At 48.6% G+C, this 21,099-nt stretch carries 15 protein-coding genes; 7 read left to right on the top strand and 8 right to left on the bottom strand.

Annotated features, from left to right (window positions below; genetic code table 11):
• Positions 1-194: 194 nt before the first annotated feature.
• Positions 195-2,570 (top strand): hypothetical protein, encoded by a 2,376-nt coding sequence (locus ACOMHB_RS22230; RefSeq protein ID WP_448218245.1) that lies wholly within the window; start codon positions 195-197, stop codon positions 2,568-2,570.
• 22 nt (positions 2,571-2,592) lie between these two features.
• On the opposite strand, the gene argA is transcribed toward ACOMHB_RS22230, so the two are convergent.
• The 4 genes from argA to ACOMHB_RS22210 all read right to left on the bottom strand — a co-directional run bounded on the left by argA (position 2,593) and on the right by ACOMHB_RS22210 (position 7,250).
• Positions 2,593-3,897 (bottom strand): amino-acid N-acetyltransferase, encoded by a 1,305-nt coding sequence (gene argA, locus ACOMHB_RS22225; RefSeq protein ID WP_448218244.1) that lies wholly within the window; start codon positions 3,895-3,897, stop codon positions 2,593-2,595.
• Positions 3,898-3,928: 31 nt separating this feature from the next.
• The gene (gene argE / locus ACOMHB_RS22220) at positions 3,929-5,083 is read right to left on the bottom strand and encodes an acetylornithine deacetylase (RefSeq protein WP_448218243.1); all 1,155 of its coding nucleotides are present in this window, start codon (positions 5,081-5,083) and stop codon (positions 3,929-3,931) included.
• 190 nt (positions 5,084-5,273) lie between these two features.
• Positions 5,274-6,545 carry an inorganic phosphate transporter gene (locus ACOMHB_RS22215; protein WP_422135287.1) on the bottom strand — a complete coding sequence of 424 codons (1,272 nt, stop codon included), beginning with the start codon at positions 6,543-6,545 and terminating at the stop codon, positions 5,274-5,276.
• 24 nt (positions 6,546-6,569) lie between these two features.
• A complete protein-coding gene (locus tag ACOMHB_RS22210; RefSeq protein ID WP_317145111.1) occupies positions 6,570-7,250 on the bottom strand; it encodes a TIGR00153 family protein in 681 nt (226 codons plus the stop codon).
• Between the two features lie 256 nt (positions 7,251-7,506).
• On the opposite strand from ACOMHB_RS22210, the gene ACOMHB_RS22205 reads away from it, so the two are divergent.
• The gene (locus ACOMHB_RS22205) at positions 7,507-8,166 is read left to right on the top strand and encodes a CYTH domain-containing protein (protein ID WP_422135286.1); all 660 of its coding nucleotides are present in this window, start codon (positions 7,507-7,509) and stop codon (positions 8,164-8,166) included.
• Here ACOMHB_RS22205 and ACOMHB_RS22200 read toward each other — a convergent pair.
• Positions 8,109-9,425: a GntP family permease gene (locus ACOMHB_RS22200; RefSeq protein ID WP_422411063.1), complete on the bottom strand. Its 1,317-nt coding sequence runs from the start codon at positions 9,423-9,425 to the stop codon at positions 8,109-8,111. The genes ACOMHB_RS22205 and ACOMHB_RS22200 overlap by 58 nt on opposite strands.
• 313 nt (positions 9,426-9,738) lie before the next feature.
• On the opposite strand from ACOMHB_RS22200, the gene tfpB reads away from it, so the two are divergent.
• A complete protein-coding gene (gene tfpB / locus ACOMHB_RS22195; RefSeq protein ID WP_487247192.1) occupies positions 9,739-11,481 on the top strand; it encodes a type IV pilus assembly ATPase TfpB in 1,743 nt (580 codons plus the stop codon).
• A gap of 89 nt (positions 11,482-11,570) precedes the next feature.
• Positions 11,571-12,053, top strand: a complete 483-nt coding sequence (locus ACOMHB_RS22190) for a hypothetical protein (protein WP_448218242.1) — start codon at positions 11,571-11,573, stop codon at positions 12,051-12,053.
• 2 nt (positions 12,054-12,055) lie between these two features.
• Here the strand turns inward: ACOMHB_RS22190 and recN are convergent, their stop codons facing one another.
• A complete protein-coding gene (gene recN / locus ACOMHB_RS22185) occupies positions 12,056-13,741 on the bottom strand; it encodes a DNA repair protein RecN (RefSeq protein WP_422135283.1) in 1,686 nt (561 codons plus the stop codon).
• 257 nt (positions 13,742-13,998) lie between these two features.
• On the opposite strand from recN, the gene grpE reads away from it, so the two are divergent.
• The 3 genes from grpE to dnaJ all read left to right on the top strand — a co-directional run bounded on the left by grpE (position 13,999) and on the right by dnaJ (position 18,039).
• A complete protein-coding gene (gene grpE, locus ACOMHB_RS22180; RefSeq protein WP_448218241.1) occupies positions 13,999-14,583 on the top strand; it encodes a nucleotide exchange factor GrpE in 585 nt (194 codons plus the stop codon).
• A gap of 191 nt (positions 14,584-14,774) precedes the next feature.
• Positions 14,775-16,694, top strand: a complete 1,920-nt coding sequence (gene dnaK / locus ACOMHB_RS22175) for a molecular chaperone DnaK (RefSeq protein WP_422138871.1) — start codon at positions 14,775-14,777, stop codon at positions 16,692-16,694.
• 205 nt (positions 16,695-16,899) lie between these two features.
• Positions 16,900-18,039 (top strand): molecular chaperone DnaJ, encoded by a 1,140-nt coding sequence (dnaJ, locus tag ACOMHB_RS22170; protein ID WP_448218240.1) that lies wholly within the window; start codon positions 16,900-16,902, stop codon positions 18,037-18,039.
• 70 nt (positions 18,040-18,109) lie between these two features.
• Here dnaJ and ACOMHB_RS22165 read toward each other — a convergent pair whose 3' ends face one another.
• Positions 18,110-19,525 carry a hypothetical protein gene (locus tag ACOMHB_RS22165; protein ID WP_448218239.1) on the bottom strand — a complete coding sequence of 472 codons (1,416 nt, stop codon included), beginning with the start codon at positions 19,523-19,525 and terminating at the stop codon, positions 18,110-18,112.
• Positions 19,526-20,008: 483 nt separating this feature from the next.
• Positions 20,009-21,094, bottom strand: coding sequence for a hypothetical protein (locus ACOMHB_RS22160; protein WP_448218238.1), 1,086 nt, complete (start codon positions 21,092-21,094; stop codon positions 20,009-20,011).
• Between the last annotated feature and the right edge of the window lie 5 nt (positions 21,095-21,099).

Raw genomic sequence — 21,099 nt, 5'->3', positions numbered from 1 at the left:
CCTGCCGTATAAGCCAGCTAAATCAAGTTGGCTTTTCTTATTTACAGCTGTTTTTAGTGATTACAAGCGTAAAACAAAACCACAGCAGCCCTGAGGCGGCTATAGTTTAAATATTATTGCTTTTGTATTTTTTAATCATCTTATCTAATAAAAAACGTTTCGATTCATCATCTATTTCTCAGGGATTGAGAGGCATGCCATCAGAGATCAGGAACCAAAGAGGTTCTCCTCTCTCTGCTACAGAGCGAACAGAGACCGTTAGAACTTCAGAAGATTCCAGCCTGGGTCAGATTGATTACGGTCGATGGCGGGGGCGCTTTGTTTTCTCGCGCATAGGCGGTTTTATCAAGCGTCTATTTGGCGGAGGTCCCTCAGCAGCAAAGGCACTCAGGGTTTACGACTCATTCCGCTATGCTGCCCACGAAGAACTCTCTTCCCCTGTCCAGCGCAGTCTGCGTGACTACCATATTGCTTGCGCCATGGCCTATCACCGTGTTTGTGTGCTGGGTGAAGAGAAAAAAGGCGAAGCATTGAAACTGGTGCTGTCAGGAGGCAGTGAAAAAATCAGTGAACAGGTTCTCACCGAAGTCAGAAAAACCGTTTCCTGTTCTACCGTTGAGTTGACTTATAAATACCTTGCAGAAGATCGAACTCTGCCCGTTGGCTTTTTGAAAAGGGCTCTGATACCGGACTTAATTCAGAGCACCGTGAGAGACTTCAATGTGGATGCTGACACAGCGGAAGCTACGATTGTCAAACTGGCACAGGATACAGGGCTGCTCAACGATACGGACATCACGTTTGAACGTATTCTTGAAATCAAGAATGCGGTGCGCTGGCGGTTTGCACCAGAGACTCACGCACCGGTCAAACAGGCACCGGGCAGAAGAGGAAAAGATCCCGTCAGCAGGTTTGACCCTTCTAATCCTGCAGCAACCCCTCCCGGACTTGAAAGACCCAAAGCGACTCGTTACCACCTGGATAAAGTCGACAGGACCCATATTCAGAATGTTGTGGATAAAGGGGGGGGTATCAAGCTAAAGAATACGGATACCCGTGACAGGATCAAACGCCATTTTCTCAGGAATAAAAGGTTCTTTAGTCTTAATTCTGCTGCCATAGTGGTCAGTACCGTGCTGATAGGTCTGGTGTCAGGGGGGATTGCCGCTGCAGCGGCTCTATTCAGTTATATTGCCTGGTACGGTGTATGGAGTGGTGGTACTGAGCTGATTCGGATGACCAAAGCGATCAGGGCTTTACAGAGGGCAGAAGCATCCGCTGATTACAAACTGGAGGTGAATGATCTGGGTGTCTTGTCAGAGATGGATGACAAGAAATTTCGGGTCTTCCTGAAAAGCCTGAGATACATCTGCAGTCATGAAACCTTAACCCGCATCTTCACTGCCTATTCTGCGCTGGAAAAAGACGCTCAGATGAGATTGGAGATGGAAAGAGAGAAAGATGAGAGCAATCTTGAAGCCGTGATACGTCTGGAGGAAGGCAAAGCTCGATACCTGTATCGCAGACGCAACCTGCAAGATGCTTTCAAACTCTACAGGCGCTTCTACACAGCAGCCGTCAGCGACGTTGAGAGAATGGATCAAGAATGGGAGCCGGTTCTGGATCAGCTGTGGAACGGTAAATTCAAAAACATGGACCCGGAGAAAAGAGAACGCTTGTTCAGTGATGCGGCCAATGATCCTCGAGTGATCGGCAAGTCATACCACTTCAAGACCAGACAGACGGGATGGCTGCAAAAAGTCTTCCCGAAAATGACCGATGATTTAACCGGTGACGGCTCTATTACTTCCAAAGAGGCTGTGGAGGAGCTGGAGCGGATACTGGCAGAAGAAATGCCCGATATAGAGCTGAGCGAAGAAGAAAAGAGTCGCTTTAACACTCATGCCGACAGGGTGGCCAATGCACTGATACTGGCTGAGAATGGTGTCAGAACTTATTTAAATGTCTGGTTGAAGGGAGCCATTAAATCAACCATGCTTCATGGCTTTAAAGTGGTCTGGCATGCTTCCGAAAGGAGGCCAGCATTGGAAATTTCACCTCACGTGCCCAAGCCCACCGTTGACGGATTAATTATCTTTGGTTTTTTCTTTCTGGCAGATCTTTTTGTTGATCGTTACAACGAGGCAGTAAACAAAGAGCGATTTGAACGTATTATTGGAAAGAAGACAGGCAAAAGTATGGTCTGGGATTGGCAGGGTCAGAGAAAAAGAACCGGACGGGAAGAAATGAATACCATGAGAAGGTTGGCTAAAGATCAGCTGGAAGACTTTGTTGATCGTATGCTGAAACTGCATGACTCTCATAAAGACATCATGAAAGAAGTCAGGCTCCAACAGCAGTTGAGTCAGATTACCCCAGGCTCCCCCATGTTTGATCATATGGATGATCGGGAGGCAGCTGTGTTAATTCTACGACGCCAATATCACCATCAAATCATTTCTGAAATGATGATGGGAGCTATTGGTAAATACTATGAGAGCGTTATGACCAAAACCGCTTCCTGGGATCAGAAAATGAGCCATATTATTCCCCCACAGACCTCTATTTGAGGGCAATAAACTTTCTTGTGTCTCAGAGTTTCTTGACCAGAACTTTGGATTGTCTCTCCTCATTGTATTGATTGCGCTTCTCCATAGGCAAAGACTTCTGGGTGGATTCAGAAAAACCTCGTTCCAGAAACCAATGGCTGGTCTGGGTCGTTAATACAAACAGCGTATCCATTCCCTGTTGGGCAGCCTGTTCTTCTATAGCACTGAGAAGAAGATCGCCACGGTTTTTCTTCCGGTAATCAGGGTGTACGACGAGACAGGCCAGCTCCGCGACCTTTTCTCCCGCAAACAAATGGATAGCCGCACAGCCAATAATCATGCCGTCCAGAGAAATGACCCGGAACAGCCGAATCTCACGCTCCAGCTCTTTTCTTGAACGCCTTCTGAGGATGCCTTTTTGTTCCAGAGGCCTGATAAGCGCCAGGATTCCCCCCACATCCTCAATGCTGGCCATACGAATTTCTTCATAACGATCACGAGAAACCATCGTGCCAGATCCATCACGGGTAAAAAGCTCCATTAGCAGAGAACCGTCCTGCTCGAAGCTGATCAGCTGTGAGCGTTCCACACCGCCGTGGCAGGCGGTAATGGCTGAGGAAAGCAGTCTTCTGTCCTCACCATGAAGGTCCTTGAGGACTTTTTCAGCTTCCTGGGGGGAAAGACGGCTGATCTGTTGCCCCTGTCGATCCTGCACACCTTCAAACCTTGAGTACAAAAGTAGTTTTTCGGCTTCAAGGTGGATGGCTGTGTGGGTAGCGACTTCTTCCACCTCCATGTTGAAAAGCTCGCCAGTCGGTGAATGACCGAGGCAGGAGAGAAGAACTATGTAGCCACTGTCGAGCTGCTGCTGGATTGCTTCTTTATCTATTTTGCGAATAGCACCGGTGTGGAGAAAATTCTGCCCATCGATCACACCCAGAGGTTTTGCGGTGACGAAATTGCCACTGATGACTCGAATGCTGGCCCCGTGCATGGGAGAGTTAACCAGACCGAGTGAAAGCTTGGATTCAATTCGTGCGCGAAGATTACCCACAGCGTCCATCACGCATTCAAGGCACTGACGATCCGTAATCCGTATTTCGTTGTGAAATCTGGACTCAAGGCCTCTGGCTCTGAGACGCTCCTCGATCTGAGGTCGGGCACCGTGGACAAGAACCAGTCGAACGCCCAGGCTGTTGAGCAGGGCAATATCGTTGATGATATTGTTCAGATTAGGGCTTGCCAGAGCTTCACCGCCCAGAGTAATGACAAACGTTTTGCCATGATGGGCATGAATGTAAGGCGAACTCTGTCGGAAAAATTTTACGTAGTTCTTGTTCAAGTTCATGGCTGTTTGTTTATCTTCATCCCGCTGTTAATCAGAGGCAGAATTGCCGTATCAAAGATCTCAATAGCTCAATGGTTGGGTGAATTCTGTCCATGGAAAGGTATTCATCAGGTTGATGAGCCTGATCGATATCACCCGGACCCAGCACGACTGTATCCATCCCCATTCGGCTGAAGAAAGGCGCTTCCGTAGTAAAAGCAACGGATTTTGCTGAATAGCCGGTTAGATTTTCACAGGTTTTCACCAGGGGAGAGTCGGCAGAGCCTGTAAATGGATCAATACTGTCGTGAATCGCGTTCAGAGAAAGTTTTACATTATCGGCTCTGGCGATGGGGAGAAGACGCTGTTTCAGGCTTTCTCTCAGCTCCCGGCTGTCCATACCAGGCAGAAGGCGCACGTCGAAGTCCAGATCACAGTGGCCACAGATTCTGTTAGGGTTGTCGCCACCATGAATGCAACCGAGGTTGATGGTAGGGGTAGGCACAGCAAATCCGGGATTATTGTATTTACCGGCCAGCTCTTCCCGGAACGCCATGATTTCAGTGATTACTTTATGAGCTGTTTCCATTGCATTCCTGCCAAGGGCCGGGTTGCTCGAATGACCGGACTGTCCGAGAATCCGAATGCGTTCCATCATGATACCTTTATGCATATAGACTGGTTGCATACCGGTAGGCTCACCCACCACCGCATAACGCCCCCTGGGTTTACCTGCAGCAGCCAGGGCCCGGGCACCACTCATGGAGGATTCTTCGTCTGCTGTTGCCAGAATAATCAAGGGGGCCTTCAGAGGTGCTTTCAGATAATCTTTTACTGCTTCCATGACGAGACCAAAGAATCCCTTCATATCGCAGATGCCCAGACCGTAAAACCGGTTATCGGATTCATTGAGTGAGAAAGGGTCGAATTGCCAGAGATTTTCATTGTATGGCACGGTATCGGTATGGCCTGCCAGAACTAATCCACCAGGACCTGAGCCCAGAGTGGCAATCAGGTTGGCTTTCAGCGGTGCTTCCGGAATGGGTATGATCTCACAGCAAAAGCCCATGGTTTCAAGCCAGCCTGCCAGTTCATGAATCACCGGCATATTGCTCATATCCAGCTCAGGCTGTGTGGAACTGACAGAGGGAATCTCTATCAACCGCGACAGGACTGCTTTCAGATCAGGTTGCTGGATTCCAGACATTATCAGGCCCCTGGTTCTAATTGTTGGAAAATTGGATAGGCATAAATCAAATCTGCCAGATCATCTGGCTGTCAACCTTCCAGTGCCGAAATTAACAGCCTTTTTCAGCATGATAACAGCCCTGCCTCGGGATAGGTACGAGAGACTGAAACGAAAATGCTGGAAGAGGATGCGTAGAAGAGCCCTCTAGTTAACCAAAAATAAGCCTCAAAATATGGAAGAAGACGATAGCAAGGAAGGCACCGGCGGGCAGTGTGATTAACCAGGACATAAAAATAGTGCCGATGACTCTCAAGTTAAGTGCACCAATTCCTCTGGCAAGGCCAACCCCTAACACGGCACCCACCAGAGTGTGTGTGGTGGAAATAGGAAGCCCGGTCCCTGAGGCCAGAACGACGGTGGTCGCTGCTGCCAGTTCTGCTGCAAAACCTCTGCTGGGGGTTAGCTCAGTAATCGCTGTGCCTATGGTCGCCATGACTCTATATCCATAGGTAGCCAGACCCACCACTATACCTCCAGCCCCCAGAAGCAAAACCCAGCTTGGCATGGCTGCCTTGCCTGCGATTTCTCCGCCACTGAGAACAATACTGGCCACTGCTGCCAGAGGGCCTACTGCATTGGCAACATCGTTGGAACCGTGGGCAAAAGCCATCGAGCAGGCGGTGAAGATCATCATTACGCCAAAGACTCGCTCGACACTGGAGAAATGGAAAGCTTTGTCGGCCTGTGCATCTTCCTTGATTTTGGAAAGCGCTATTTTTCCGGCCAGCATGACCAGCAGGCCAATCAGTAGCGAGATCAGGCTGCTTTCCTGATAATCCAGCGGCAGGCCAATATGCTTGAGCCCCTTAGTCAGGGTCACCATAGCCATCATGAAGCCAACCAGAAACATATAAATGGGCACGTAAACTTTGGCATTTCTAAAAGGGTTGTCGGTATCCAGTATTAGTTTCTGGACGCTCATGAAAATCATGAAAGAAATAAAGCCGGACATGATGGGAGAGACGATCCAGCTGGCTACGATTGAGCTGACTTTCCCCCAGTTCACGGCATCTGCCGAGACGTTGACAACGGCAAAACCGACAATTGCCCCGACAATAGAGTGTGTTGTCGACACAGGCCAGCCATAATGGGTGGCAACTAACAGCCAGGTGCCCGCAGCCAGCAGGGCTGCCATCATTCCGTAAACCAGCAGCTGTGGATGCTCCAGCAGTAATGGCATGTCGGGATCGATGATCCCTTTTCTGATCGTATCGGTAACCGATCCACCGGCCAGGTAGGCACCCATAAACTCCAGGCAGACAGCAATGACAATGGCCTGTCTGATGGTCAGAGCTTTGGAACCGACCGAGGTTCCCATGGCGTTGGCGACATCATTTGCTCCCACGCCCCAGGCCATGAAAAAGCCAAAGAGGCAGGCGAGAATCAGCAGTATCGTTCCATACTCAGCGATAATGCTCATGGATGTTATTTCCAATCATTAGAGTTAACGGGCAAGCAGCAATTGAAGATAACTGCCAACTCTTGAGGCTCGATCTGCCAGGTCACCGACCCAGTCGATAATCTTGTAGAGAAAAATGACTTCCACAGGGGGGAGGTCCTTTTCCAGTTTGAACAGAATTTTTCTGACTTCAATCTGGTGCTTGTCGGTATCGCTTTCTATCTGGTCGAGCTCTTCAATGAGCTCTTCCACCAGATTGACTTCTCTTCCCCTGAAGCCTGTTTCCAGCAGTTCATCCAGTTCATCCATGGCCCTGACTGCTTGCGCTGAAGTGGCAATGGAGCGTTTCAGGTAGTCCATAAAAGCCTCCCTCATCTCCTGGGGGATCATCATTTGTCTGCCCAGCACAATGCCGGCAATATCCTTGGTCCTGTTTGCTACTTTATCTTGCACCGTCACTATCTCCAGAAGATCATTTCTGGGCACTGGCAAAAACAGGCTTTTGGGAAGGGAGAGTCGAACGTTCTTTTTGATGAGATCAGCCTCGTGCTCCAGCTCTACGATGGTTTGCTGAATACTTTCAACTTCCAGCCAGTCGCCATCAAATGCTGCTTTGAAAAATGGTTCCAGCTGTATGGCACATTCGTGTGCCTTGGCTATGTGTTTTTGTATCGGACCAATAGGAGATCGGCCAAATACACTCGAGAGTAGATTGCTGGTTGGCATAGTCGCAGACCTGTCGGATTAAATTTCTAGGGGTCAGACTCCTCGTCGTTTGCGGCGAACGACTTACAGAACTAACATCGCATCCCGTTCCCTGGAAGAGGGCGGCTGACCAAAAATTATAGGAGCTGGCTGAAAATTATGCATTGAAACGCCACCTGCACTGGAAGTGCTGTGGCCATTCTGACGCTCATTTTTCATAACAAGCCCTTGTTGTTACAGGTAAAATGACCCTTTTAAGCCGTCGGTCAGATAACCCATGAATACTGAAACAGAGTTAAAGTTGTCGCTGCCAAAAGAGCAGATACCTCTTCTTAAGACACTGACTTTCTGGAAAAAGTTCGCCAGCTCGTCACCTGAAACCTTTCATTTGGGCAATACCTACTTTGACACGGCCTCTCTGACACTAAATCAGGCTCGGGTTGCCTTGCGTATCAGAGAGAAAAATGGTCAGCTTTTTCAAACGCTTAAAACCAAAGGTGAGAGTCTTGACGGACTGACTCGCCGGGGGGAGTGGGAGTGGTCAATAGAGCGACCGGAACTGGATATGGAAGGGTTAAAAAAAGTCTGGCCAGAATCATTGGGAGCTTTTCCCCCAGAGTCCCTGATACCGCTTTTCTCGACCGATTTTGATCGTACCTGCTGGCTGGTGGAGTGGTCTGAGCCAGATGCCAGGGTTGAAGTTGCTCTGGATTACGGGTTTGTCCGCTCAGGAGATGAGAGCAGTGTCATCTGTGAGTTGGAGCTCGAGCTGGTGAAGGGTGATGAAAATGCACTGCAAATGATTGCCGATGAACTGGCAAAAACCATTGATTTGAAGCCTGCAGACAAGAGCAAGGCCGAGAGAGGATTTGAACTGCTTCAGATCTTCAGGAATCCAGCCAGCACCAGCACGGTTGCCAGCCCAGTAAAAGCCTGAAGCAGGGTGGCCAGGGTGAATGACTTAAAGCCTGTGGCCGGGCTGATTCCGGAAAACTGGGTGACTACCCAGAAATAGCTGTCATTGGCATGGGTAACCATCATGGAGCCACATCCCGCCGACAAAAAGGTCAACAGTCGACCATTTTGGGAGTCCAGACCCAAGCCAGGCAGCAAGGGGTCCATCATCGAAGCCGCACTGATTAAGGCCACGGTGCTAGAACCCTGGGCGGTTTTGAAGAGAGCGGCTACGAGAAAAGGCAAAATCAGTCCAAGGCTCTCTGGCAGTCCTTGAGCAATTCTGGCTATATGTCCGGTCTGAGCCAGCATTCCCGCAAGCGCCCCACCGGCTGTAATGATCAAGATAATCATCGCGCATGAGTGAATACTCTCACTGAACATCTCAGTCAGTCCGGTCTTACAGTGTCGAATCAAAGGCAGGCTGGCCAGCAAACCCAGGAACAGAGCATTGGCAGGTTGTGAAAGGAAAGCAGTCCAGCTTTGCTCTTTATTGCCTGTTTGAAAGTTAGCCATGGACATCAGTAGCAAAGGCAGAAGGATAGGGATAATCGCTGTCCAGACATTCTTTTGATGAGCAGGGGGGGATTGAGGAGGGTCACTGACTACTTGGCTCTCATCATTCAGCCAGCGGGTGACCCATTTACCCCAGAGAATAGCTACAAAAGTGACCAGGAGAGCCACTCCCAGCGCCCAGGGAATTGTCAGGCTCGGAGATATTTCCAAAATCAGGGTTGCCGCTGCGGGCCCGGGTGTGGGAGGGACCAGAGAATGGGTTGCAAACAGGCCTCCACCCAGAGCAACGCTGAGAGAGATCGGGTTGCACTGCACTCTCCGGGCAATAGACTGCCTGATACTGTTGAGCAGGATAAATCCAGAGTCACAGTAAACGGGAATAGAAATAATATATCCGGCTATACCCATGGCTAACGCAGGAAAGCGCCTGGCGATAGAGAGAATCAGCTTCTCTGCGAGAAGGACGGCTCCGCCCGACTTCTCCAGAATATTTCCCAGTAATCCCCCAAAAATGATGAGCAGAGCGACGTCGCCGAACGTCTTGCCCATATCACGGGATATGAGGGGAGTCAGTTCAGAGATCGGCAGGCCTGAAAAAAAACCTGTGGCGTAAGCACTGAGCAGCAAGACGATGAATGGCGAAAACCTGAGACGACCAATCAATATCAGAATGAGGGCTGTCAGTGAAAGGATGAACAGAAAACTATGCAGTATTGATGGGGCCACAGCGGAGTGTCTTGAGAGAATGGTATTGAGTAAAAGTCAGTATAGAGGGGAATGGGTCACCTCGTATCCAGAAAGCCATTTATAACAGACATCAGTCGCGGTTTATTCTGGCGATATACTTAGTTGAACCATTGCTGAATTGAACTTCTGCTTAAAAGCCTGAATTTTCTTATAGGCATAAGCTGACGGTTTAGTGGAGAATAGCGAGATGGAAAGCTTTTCAAGGTAAAAGGAAACGACAGTGTCCAGTGTCCGTGAGCCGAAGTCAAACGCCAATAAATTCAGGGCCTCACTCAACAACAGAGAACTCCTTCTGGATCTGCAGACAGTGGTCTCTGATCTGATTCAGACGGGTCGGATCAGGCAATCGGAAGCCAATGAAATATTGGCTCGTCATCGAAATGCTGATCAACTTAAGCTTCACCCTCTGGAGTACATTGCCTCACAGGATCTGAAGGACGCCCGCAGTGGCGGCTCTCTCGATCTCGATACCCTGATGCATTGGTTGGCAGATCTGTCAGGCCAGGAGTATTTTCACATTGACCCTCTGAAAATTGATGCTACTGCCATTACTCCGGTCATGTCTCACGCTTATGCCATACGTCATCAGATTCTGGCAGTAGAAGTCTCGGCTGACGAGCTTGTGATCGCTTCAGCACAGCCGTGGCACATTGGCTGGGAGGATAATCTCAGACATATTAACCGCAAGGAAATCCGGCGGGTGGTCGCCAATCCAACCGATATTCGAAGATACACTTCGGAATTTTATCGACTGGCAAAGTCTGTCCTGGGTGCTAATGAACACAACGGCGTCCAGTCCACTCAGTTGAACAGCTTTGAGCAGATGCTTGAGCTGGGCAATATGAAGGCTCCGGACGCCAATGACCAGCACATAGTTAATATTGTCGACTGGTTGCTCCAGTATGCCTTTGAACAAAGGGCTAGTGATATTCATGTTGAGCCCAGACGAGAGCAGACTCACCTGCGTTTTCGAATTGATGGGGTGCTACACCTGATCTACCAGATGCCTGCCAAGGTGGCGGCTGCCGTAACCAGTCGCCTTAAGATTCTGGGTCGTATGAATGTGGCAGAGAAAAGAAAGCCACAGGATGGCCGACTTAAAACCCGCAACCCGGATGGCAATGAAGTTGAACTGCGACTTTCAACCCTGCCGACCGCCTTCGGGGAAAAGCTGGTGATGCGGATTTTTGATCCGGATGTTCTGGTCAAGGGATTTGGCGAGCTGGGTTTTTCCAGAGAAGACGAACGTCGCTGGACTCATATGACCGCGCAGCCCAACGGGATTGTTCTGGTCACGGGCCCTACTGGTTCAGGTAAAACTACTACGCTCTATTCGACGCTGAAAAGTCTGGCTTCTGATCAGGTGAATGTTTGTACTATTGAAGATCCTATTGAAATGGTGGAGTCCAGCTTCAATCAGATGCAGGTTCAGCATAATATTGATCTGACATTTGCCAGCGGCCTGCGTGCGCTGCTTCGTCAGGATCCGGATATCATTATGGTGGGTGAGATTCGGGATTTGGAAACCGCTGAAATGGCGATTCAGGCGGCGCTGACCGGGCATCTGGTGCTTTCCACTTTACACACCAACGACGCGCCGTCTGCAATAACCCGTCTGCTGGAACTCGGTGTTCCCCACTATCTGATCAAAGCAACGGTTCTGGGAGTTATGGCACAGAGGCTGGTCAGAACACTGTGTCCTTCTTGCAAACAGCCTGTAAAACTCGATAAGTCTGGTTGGAAATCCCTGACTCGTCCCTGGACAGCCCCCGCGCCTTCGCAGATCTTTCAACCTGTGGGTTGTCTGGAATGCAGGGATACCGGATACAGGGGGCGAGCGGGTGTTTATGAGTTAATGCCTATGTCTCAATCTCTTAAGGACATGCTGGCAGAGACTTCTGATATAGAAAGCCTTCGTCGTCAATCCATCAAAGAAGGTATGTACAGTCTTCGCCTTTCCGGAGCTCAGAAAGTAGCAACAGGATTAACAACCATCGAAGAAGTGATGAGAGTGACACCAGACCAGCAGCATTGATTGACTCAGCTTTAAGAAGAAATGGTTGCAGTCTCCCACTGACTATTCGATATTAATATGTGAAGTGACAGTGGAACAGTCAGATAATAATGAAAACACTTATCCTTACAGGCTTGCTGCTATTACCCTTTGCAATACAAGCGCAGAAGGTAATGGAACTGAAGCCTGCCGAAAAACCCCAATCATTTGTTGAGCAGATGCAGCAGGATTTTGATCCGGCTGTGGCTGATCTCGTGCTGGAGTCTTATTTGAACAGCCTGCTCAAGGCTAACGCAATTAAAGGTGGAGCCAGAAACTCATCCATAGAGTATTCTGTAAGAGCCAACCGGGAAGGGGAGTTGGTGGTGACTCGGCATCAGCAACTGGAGCGGGGGCTGGTCCGAAACAATAACACCCTGACAGTGTTCGGCGTTGGCCATACTTTGGAGTCAGACTGTTCCAGTATTGAGCAGCGTTGCTGGATTTTATATCCCGATAAGGATGAACGTTGGGTTGAAATAGAATATGCACCCAAAGCCGTGAAGGAACTGGCTAAAGGAATGGGGTTACTGATTAAGGAGCTGCAAAGGTAATTTCAGGCGGCAGACCTTGAAACACAGAGACTAAGCATCTCTTTTGCGTGGTTGAGTGTGGACTCGGTCATTTCTACACCGCCCAACATTCGGGCCACCTCTTTAACACGACAATCGCCTTTCAGGCCGACGATCTCAGTGGAAGTTTTAGCATTGCGAACCTTCTTGCTGACATGCAAATGCTGATGCCCCTGGGATGCTACCTGAGGCTGGTGGGTGACACAAATTACCTGACTTCTTTCTCCCAGCTCCCTGAGCATGGCTCCGACAATTTCTGCGGTGCCACCGCCAATGCCGACATCCACTTCGTCAAAGATCATGCTGGGAATGTGAGAGGTTTGAGCGGTTATCACCTGAATGGCCAGACTGATTCTCGATAGTTCACCACCAGAGGCCACTTTAGCCAGTGCTCTGGGTGGTTGACCCGGGTTAGTCGTCACCAGGAATTCGACCTCTTCAGCACCATTGGCTGAGAGCATGCTGCCCTCTATCGGTGTCAGGGCAATGATGAACTCTCCGTGTGGCAGGCCGAGCAAAGCCATGCGTCTAGTGATTTTTTTTTCAAGTTGTCTGGCAGCAGACTGACGTTTTCTGGAGAGTTTTTCGCATTGGTTCTGAAACTCGGATTTTAGTTCGATCAGCTTTTGTTGTAATGCTTCAACCCGTTCATCGCTGAACTGGATGCTCTCCAGCTCAGAGCCAAGCGTGCTTTGTTTTTCCAATAACGCTTCGGGTTGAACCCTGTGCTTTCTCGCAAGGTCGTAAATAGCACTGAGGCGTTCATCCACATCCCGCATTCTGGCGGGATCGGCATCAAAATGATCGATAAAGTGATTGATTTCTCCTACCGCTTCCTCGACCTGAATTTGGGCAGAGGACATCATTTCAATTGTGTTGTTGATGGCTGGGTGATCTATTTGCAGATCGCTCAGGCGCTGCAGGCAGGTGGAGAGTTTCTGGAGAATGTTACCTGCCTCGTTGTCTGAGCAGATAGCATTGATTTCGTGACACACGGAAAGAGTGCCTTCAGCATGGGATAACTGTTTGAGTTCCTGCTCAAGTTGTTCCAGCTCTCCTTCCTGAAGTGATAGCTGTTCCAGCTCCTGAAGCTGATAGCTGAGCAGTTGCACTCGTTCATCCTGCTCCCTGCGATTATGGCTGAGAGTGGTCAGTTCATCATGTGTCTGGTTGAACTGATGGGCAGTGCGAGCCACTTCGGAGGCCAGTTTTTGTATATCGGCATAATCATCCAGAAGCAGTCGATGGTTGCTTTTTTTCAGTAACGACTGGCTTTCATGCTGGCCATGGATATCAATTAACCGTTCACCAATGGCCCGAAGATCCGCAAGGGGAGAAAGAGTCCCATTGATATAGGCACGGGACCGTCCCTCTTTGGTAATGACTCTTCGGAGAATGCACTCATCATCACTGGCCAGATCTTTTTCTTGCAGCCATGCTTTTGCCGCAGTGCACTGGCTGATATCAAAAGAAGCGTGAATCTCAGCTTTGTCAGTACCCTGACGAACACAGTGACTATCGGTTCTGTCACCCGTTGCCAGACCGAGAGCATCCAGCATGATGGACTTACCGGCACCGGTCTCGCCGGTAATGACAGTCATTCCACAATGGATGTCCAGATCCAGCTGGTCAACGATGGCGAAGTTGCTGATGGACAGTTGGGTCAGCATGATAAATACCCGCTACTGTAGCTTTACTGTTTATATATACAGTAACCTGAAGTGTGCGATTCGTAAAGTCAGAGCTGAAAAAATCCACTGATCCTGAACTGAATGAGATGGGGGCCGTTGTGATTTTGTTTTGCGGCCCGGTGTTTTGCGAAATGATCGCTTGCGTTAAAAAAACTGTTTTTCAGGTCTTGAATCCGGAATTCGTGACCCAATATACGTTTCATCTAAATGATTGCCTCCCGGTCGGAGATTCTGGAATGACAGTAGAAAGCAGCAAACCTGAAGAGCAGGTAACGGAAGAAGCCACAGAGCAGCAGGCAGAAGAAAGCCTGCTGAACGAAGAGGGTGGTGTTGGACTCGACAGTGAAGGTAATCTGACCGACGGCCTTGAGAGTCAGCTGGAAGCACTCAACGAAGAACTTGCCAGGGCGAAAGATCAGACTCTGCGTACTGCTGCTGAAATGCAGAACATTAAGCGTCGTGCCGAGCAGGATGTTGAAAAGGCTCACAAATTTGCTCTGGAAAAATTTGTTGACGCACTGATTCCAGTGGTTGATAGCCTGGAAAAAGGCATTGAAAGTGCCGAACAGGCAGAAGGGTCTCACGAAGCCCTGGTAGAAGGTATGAAGCTGACTCTGAAGCAGTTCCTGGATGCATTGGGACGCTTCGCGGTAGTTCAGGAAGACCCCAGTGGTCAGCCTTTTGACCCGAACTTCCATCAGGCCATGTCGATGGTTCCGAATCCCGATGTTGAAGCCAACACCGTGATTGATGTTTTCCAGAAAGGATACAAGCTGAATGGTCGTTTGATTCGTCCGGCTATGGTTGTTGTTTCCAAATAAGTGATTTTGCTGAGGAATATTCAAAAAAGAATATTTCAACAGCCTTGAAATCAAATCGATTGATCCCATATTGATTTCAAAGGCCAAAAACAGCTGCTCACCAGACACTGGCAAGCAGCCCTCAGCTGAAGAATTAAAGAATTGAACTAAAGAATTTCGTCCTGGAATCAGGGCAATGGAGAGATTGAACAATGGGTAAAATAATCGGTATTGATCTGGGTACCACTAACTCTTGTGTATCTATTCTGGATGGTGAAAAAGCCAAGGTTCTGGAAAATGCTGAAGGCGGTCGTACAACGCCTTCTATCATCGCCTTCACTGACGATGGTGAGACTCTGGTAGGTCAGCCAGCCAAGCGTCAGGCCGTTACCAATCCTGACAATACCCTGTTTGCCATCAAGCGTCTGATTGGCCGTCGTTTCAAAGACGATGTGGTTCAGAAAGACATCCAGATGGTTCCTTACAAGATTGTTGAAGCTGACAATGGCGACGCCTGGGTTGAAGTTAAAGGTGACAAAAAAGCGCCGCCTCAGATTTCTGCTGAAATCCTGAAGAAAATGAAGAAGACCGCTGAAGACTACCTGGGCGAGTCTGTTACTGAAGCGGTGGTTACCGTACCTGCATACTTCAACGATGCTCAGCGTCAGGCAACCAAAGATGCTGGCCGTATTGCCGGTCTGGATGTCAAGCGTATCATTAACGAGCCAACTGCTGCTGCTCTGGCCTACGGCATGGACAAGAGGCAGGGTGACCAGACCATCGCTGTATACGACCTGGGTGGTGGTACTTTTGATATCTCAATCATCGAGATTGCCGATGTTGACGGCGAGCACCAGTTCGAAGTACTGGCCACCAACGGTGACACTTTCCTGGGTGGCGAAGACTTTGACATGCGTTTGATCGATTACCTGGCAGAAGAGTTCAAAAAAGACCAGGGTATCGACCTTAAAGGTGACCCTCTGGCCATGCAGCGTCTGAAAGAAGCTGCTGAAAAAGCCAAGATTGAGCTGTCTTCTGCTCAGCAGACTGATGTTAACCTGCCTTACATCACTGCCGATGCAACCGGTCCTAAACATCTGAACGTTAAAGTCACCCGCTCTAAACTGGAGTCTCTGGTTGAAGACCTGGTTCAGCGTTCTCTGGAGCCATGTCGTCTGGCGGTTAAGGACTCCGACCTGGATCTGTCTGACATCGACGAAGTCATTCTGGTGGGTGGTCAAACCCGTATGCCAATGGTTCAGGAAAAAGTTGCTGCTTTCTTCGGCAAGGAACCTCGTAAAGATGTGAACCCTGACGAAGCGGTAGCCATGGGTGCATCCATCCAGGGTGCGGTTCTGGCGGGTGACGTTAAAGACGTGCTGCTGCTGGACGTCACTCCACTGACTCTGGGTATCGAAACCATGGGTGGAGTTATGACTGCCCTGATTGAAAAGAACACCACGATTCCGACCAAGAAGTCTCAGGTGTTCTCTACTGCTGATGACAACCAGAGTGCTGTAACCATTCACGTTTGTCAGGGTGAGCGCAAGCAGGCTTCTGCCAACAAGTCTCTGGGACGTTTTGACCTGTCTGACATTCCACCGGCTCCACGTGGCATGCCTCAGATTGAAGTCAGCTTCGACCTGGATGCCAACGGTATCCTGAATGTTTCTGCCAAGGACAAGGCTACTGGCAAAGAGCAGTCCATTGTGATCAAGGCTTCTTCCGGCCTGTCTGACGATGAAATTGATCAAATGGTTCAGGACGCTGAAGCTAACGCGGCTGAAGACAAGAAGTTTGAAGAGCTGGCGGCTGTCCGTAATACGGGCGATGGTCTGGTACATGCTACCCGCAAGACTCTGGAAGAAGCCGGTGATAAGGCCACTGAAGAAGAGAAGAGTGCGATCAACGAAGCTCTGACTGCTCTGGAAGAAGCGCTGAAGGGTGACGACAAGGATCTGATTGAAGAGAAGTCCAAGGCACTCTCTGAAGCTTCTTCCGGTCTGGTTCAGAAGATGTACGCTGAAGCCCAGCAGCCGGGTGCTGAGAGTGCTCAGGAAGCTGAATCTTCTTCCGCTGCGGACGACGCCGTAGATGCCGAGTTCGAAGAAGTGAAAGATGACAAGAAGTAAACCCATTCCGCGCTGCGGTATGAGTTGATTTGGCGGCGCGGGAGCTTTCTCCCGCGCTCTTGTGTTTAAGAGGCTGTCTGAAAAGTTTCGCTGATTTTCCAAACAGTCTCTGATTCAATAAATCGGGATCGATCCCGATGTATGAAAGCGATTTGGATTATTTCGGTCAGGTGATCTGACGGAACCTGACCACAGGGTGTTACTGATGGCAAAACGTGATTTTTACGAAGTACTGGGCGTAGAAAAGGGGGCCTCTGACAAGGAGATCAAGAAGGCCTACCGCCGCATGGCTATGAAGTTCCACCCTGACCGTAACCCTGATGACAAAGAGGCAGAAGAGAATTTCAAGGAAGTAAACGAGGCTTTCGAAATCCTCTCTGATGATCAGAAGCGTGCCGCCTACGACCAATACGGTCACGCCGGTGTCGATCCCAATATGGGCGGCAGTGGAGCTGGCGGCTTCGGTGGAGCTGGCGGTTTCGGTGACGTCTTCGGTGATGTTTTTGGAGACATCTTTGGTGGCGGCGGCCACTCCCGCAGCTCTGTTCAGCGAGGTGCTGATCTGCGCTACCAGCTGGAGCTGAGTCTGGAAGAAGCGGTTAAGGGGACTACCAAGAAAATCAAGATTCCTTCCCTGGTAGCCTGTCAGTCCTGCGACGGTTCTGGTGCCAGGAAAGGCACTTCTCCGGTTACCTGTACCACCTGTGGAGGCATGGGTCAGGTGCGTATGCAGCAGGGTTTCTTCTCTGTTCAGCAAACCTGTCCTGATTGTCACGGCACCGGCAAGATGATAAAAGACCCTTGTCGTGAGTGTCATGGTGAAGGTCGGGTTCAGGAATATAAGACTCTGTCTGTAAAAATTCCTGCCGGCGTCGATACCGGTGATCGTATTCGTCTGGCTGGTGAAGGTGAAGCGGGCTTCAATGGTGGTCCAGCCGGTGATCTGTACGTTCAGGTGAGCGTAGCAGACCATCGGATCTTCCAGCGTGATGGCAAGCACCTCTACTGTGAAGTACCTATTACCTTTGTTGATGCAGCCCTTGGTGGCGAACTGGAAGTTCCGACCCTCGACGGTCGGGTAAAACTCAAGATTCCAAAAGAAACCCAGACTGGCAAGTTGTTCCGTCTGCGCGATAAAGGCGTCACACCGGTGCGTGGCGGTAGTCGTGGAGACCTGATGTGTCGTGTTGTGGTAGAAACACCGGTGCATCTGACTGAACGCCAGAAAGAGCTGATGGAAGAGTTGAAGGAAACCTTTGCTGCCGAAGGGGAGCATCGTCAGTCTCCTAAGAAAACCTCTTTCTTTGAAGGGGTTAAGAAGTTCTTCGACGATATGGGCAAGTGATCGGTCAGTCAGAATGGAAAATAAAAAAAGTGGCTTCAATGCCACTTTTTTTATGTCCAGCGTTGTTCAATTAATGCGTAGGCTTACAGAAATATTTCTCGTACTCGCTAAGAAAGTACTGATGATCGAAGTACTTTGTGGTCATGGCTCCCAGCGCTTCGTTTCTGTCTCTGAACGGGTTTTTGTAAGCTAGTTCTTTCTGTTCCAGAAAATCCCGGTAATCAGAGTTTGGATTATCGGCATCATTGTCGAAGTTTGTTATATCAATGTAGGAGAAAATCAGGCGATCTTCTTCTGCAATAACGACAGTATTCCAGGCATGTGTTTTGTAGGGTGAAAACAATGCCCTGGTCAGGTAAACATTTGCCAGTACGTCAGGAAACAGCTGTTTCAGTTGGGCAAAAACAACCATTCCCAGTACCGTGTATTTATCACAGTCGCCAATCTCCCTTCGCCAATATTCAGCGATTGAACACTCTTTCGGGAAAGTCAATGCCAGCTCACCTTCATCCACGGTATCGTAGTCAAGCTTTTGCGAAACGATATGAGCTGTCAGGTAGAGCAAATTATAGATCGTTGGTCTTTTTACATATTTGGCTATGTTTTCAACGTACTTGAAAATTTCCGTTTGGTCGTCTGTTGAAAAAACGTTCATGCTGTTATAGACGTATATTGAGTTAAGCTGGGAGAATAAATCTTTTGGTAGAGGGATGGGCTCTTTTTTACTCTGGTAGCCCGCCAGATTACCGATGTACTCAAATTCAAGATGATTAGCGGGGTATACACTGCAGGTTGGCTGGTCTGTGATTAGAGAAGGGTAAGTGTCCAGGTCAATGCCATGGAAGTAGAGGGAAGTTGCATCACTCAGCGTTATGTTTTTGCTCATGGCTTCATGAATAAAAGATGTAGGCACTTTTGAAGAGTAGAGTTTTTTTAATTCAAAGGGTGTGCGGGCGAGCCCTATGTATCTGGGCAGGTCTTTTGTTGTTAAGCCTTTTTCGAATGTTTCATGAAAATCTCTCTGTTCAGTATCCGTGGCGATGTACAAGCCGTTTCTGTTTAGGGTGTCTGCAAGATTGGGAGGTATTCCATGTTTAACGTAAGCGATAATAGAGCTGGCACGATTAACCCCTGCCTCGATGTAGCTATTAGCCGTTTGAGGAGTTAGTCCTGCCTCGAGAATATCTGCAATAAAAAATGGCTTGGAAATGACTCTGGGATGAAACATTGCGGCAACGCCCGGAGTAATGTTGAAGTGAGTATAATAGTAAATAATGTCTGGACTGATTGTTGGGGTATCCTGAGCAAAAAGAAGGACTTCTTCTGGCGTGGTTCCTACTTCTGTGAGGCTCTCAATATCATAATCAACTAGCCCGGCGTTCAAGAAAGCCTGTTTTTTTTGTTCTGTAATATCAGCTTCGGCGCAGAAGCTCGTCGTTATGAGCAGCGCAGTTGTCAGTATTATGGCACGTTTTGCAATGTTCATAGGCGTACTCCTTTACTGGCAGATTTAATGGTCCTCTATGTATTAGAGTTTCTGGAGAGCGAGAAGTTCCCCCAGGGGTATAGATGATTTACAGGTAAAGCCGACCTTGCAGGCTCCTGGTTTGACGCCCAGCCTACTTCGATTGCGTCGTACAGAAGTATTCTTCATATTTGCTAAGAAAGTTTCGCATCTCGAAGTACTCTGGGTACATTGCTCCCAGTTCTTCATTTTTGTTTCTGAGTGGGCTCGGGATGCAGCCAGCTGCCTCATACAGATTGTGCAAGGCGTCATGCAGTTGTATAAGAAACTGAAGAATAAGGCGCAGAACATTGGAATCAGTGTCGTATCTTATGATGTCAATGTACGTAACAATCAGGTGATTCTCTTCTGCAATGACGACGGTATTCCAGGAATGTCTTTTGTATGTCGAAAACCATTTCTTGCTTAGGTAAACATTGGTCAGTACGTCAGGAAACAGTTGTTTTAGTTGGGCAAAACAACCGCACCCAATGCCATATATTTATCACAGTCACCCATGCCCCTTCGCCAATATTCAGCTATTGAACAGCCTTCCGGGAAGGTAAGACTCAGCTCGCCATCCACTAATGCGTAGTGAAGCTTGTCTGAAACAATTTTTGCGGTCAGGTAGAGCAAACTATAGATTGTGGGGTTTTTTACATCTTTTGCAGCCTTTTCAACGTACTTGAAAATTTCCGCTTGATCGTCTGTTGAAAAGTGGTACATATCGTATTGGATATATATGGAATTTAGCTCGGAAAATAGAGCTTTTGGTAGAGGAATGGGCTCTTTTTTACTCTGGTAGTTTACAAGATTACCCAAGTGTTCAAATTTAAGATGAGAAATGGGATACACAGTGCAGGTATTTTGGTCAGAGATTAAAGACGGGTAGGTGTCCAAGTCAATGCTGAGAAAGTAAAGAGACATTGCATCATACAGTTTTATACCCTTACTTTTAGCTTCATGAAGAAAATCTGGGGGCACTTTGGAAAAGTAGAGATCTTGTAACTGATTGATTGACATGGTGAGCCCTCTGTATTTAGACAGGTTTTCTGCCGTTATCCACTGTTTAAATTCATCTTGAATAGGGATACGATCACTGCTCATGATTACGAAAAAGAGGTTTTTGTATAGAGAATTTGCAAGATCAGGGGATATTCGTTTTTTGGCGTACCCGATGATAAAGAAGGCCGCATTAATGCCGACGTCGAGGTAGCTATTTGCCGTTTGGGGGCTTAACCCTGCCCGTAGAACCTTATCTATAAAAAACGAATCATTGGCCACTTCAGGACGAAATGATGCAACGACTTCCGGAGTAATATTGCGCCGTGTAAAACTGTGAATGTCATACGGGCTGACCATTGGGGCTTTTTGAGAAAAAAGAAAGACTTCTTCTGCCGTAGTACCCACCTCTGTAAGGTACTCAATATCATAACCGGCCAGCGCGTCTTTCAGGCAATGTCCTTCTTGTTCTGTAATATCAGCGTCGGCACTAAAACTCATCAATATGAGTAATGCAGAGATCAGTTTGATGGCATTTGTAATGTACATTGGCA

It is taken from the genome of Endozoicomonas sp. 2B-B (assembly GCF_053470045.1).
Note: the sequence above shows the minus strand (reverse complement) of the source record. Positions and strands in the feature narration are given on the sequence as shown.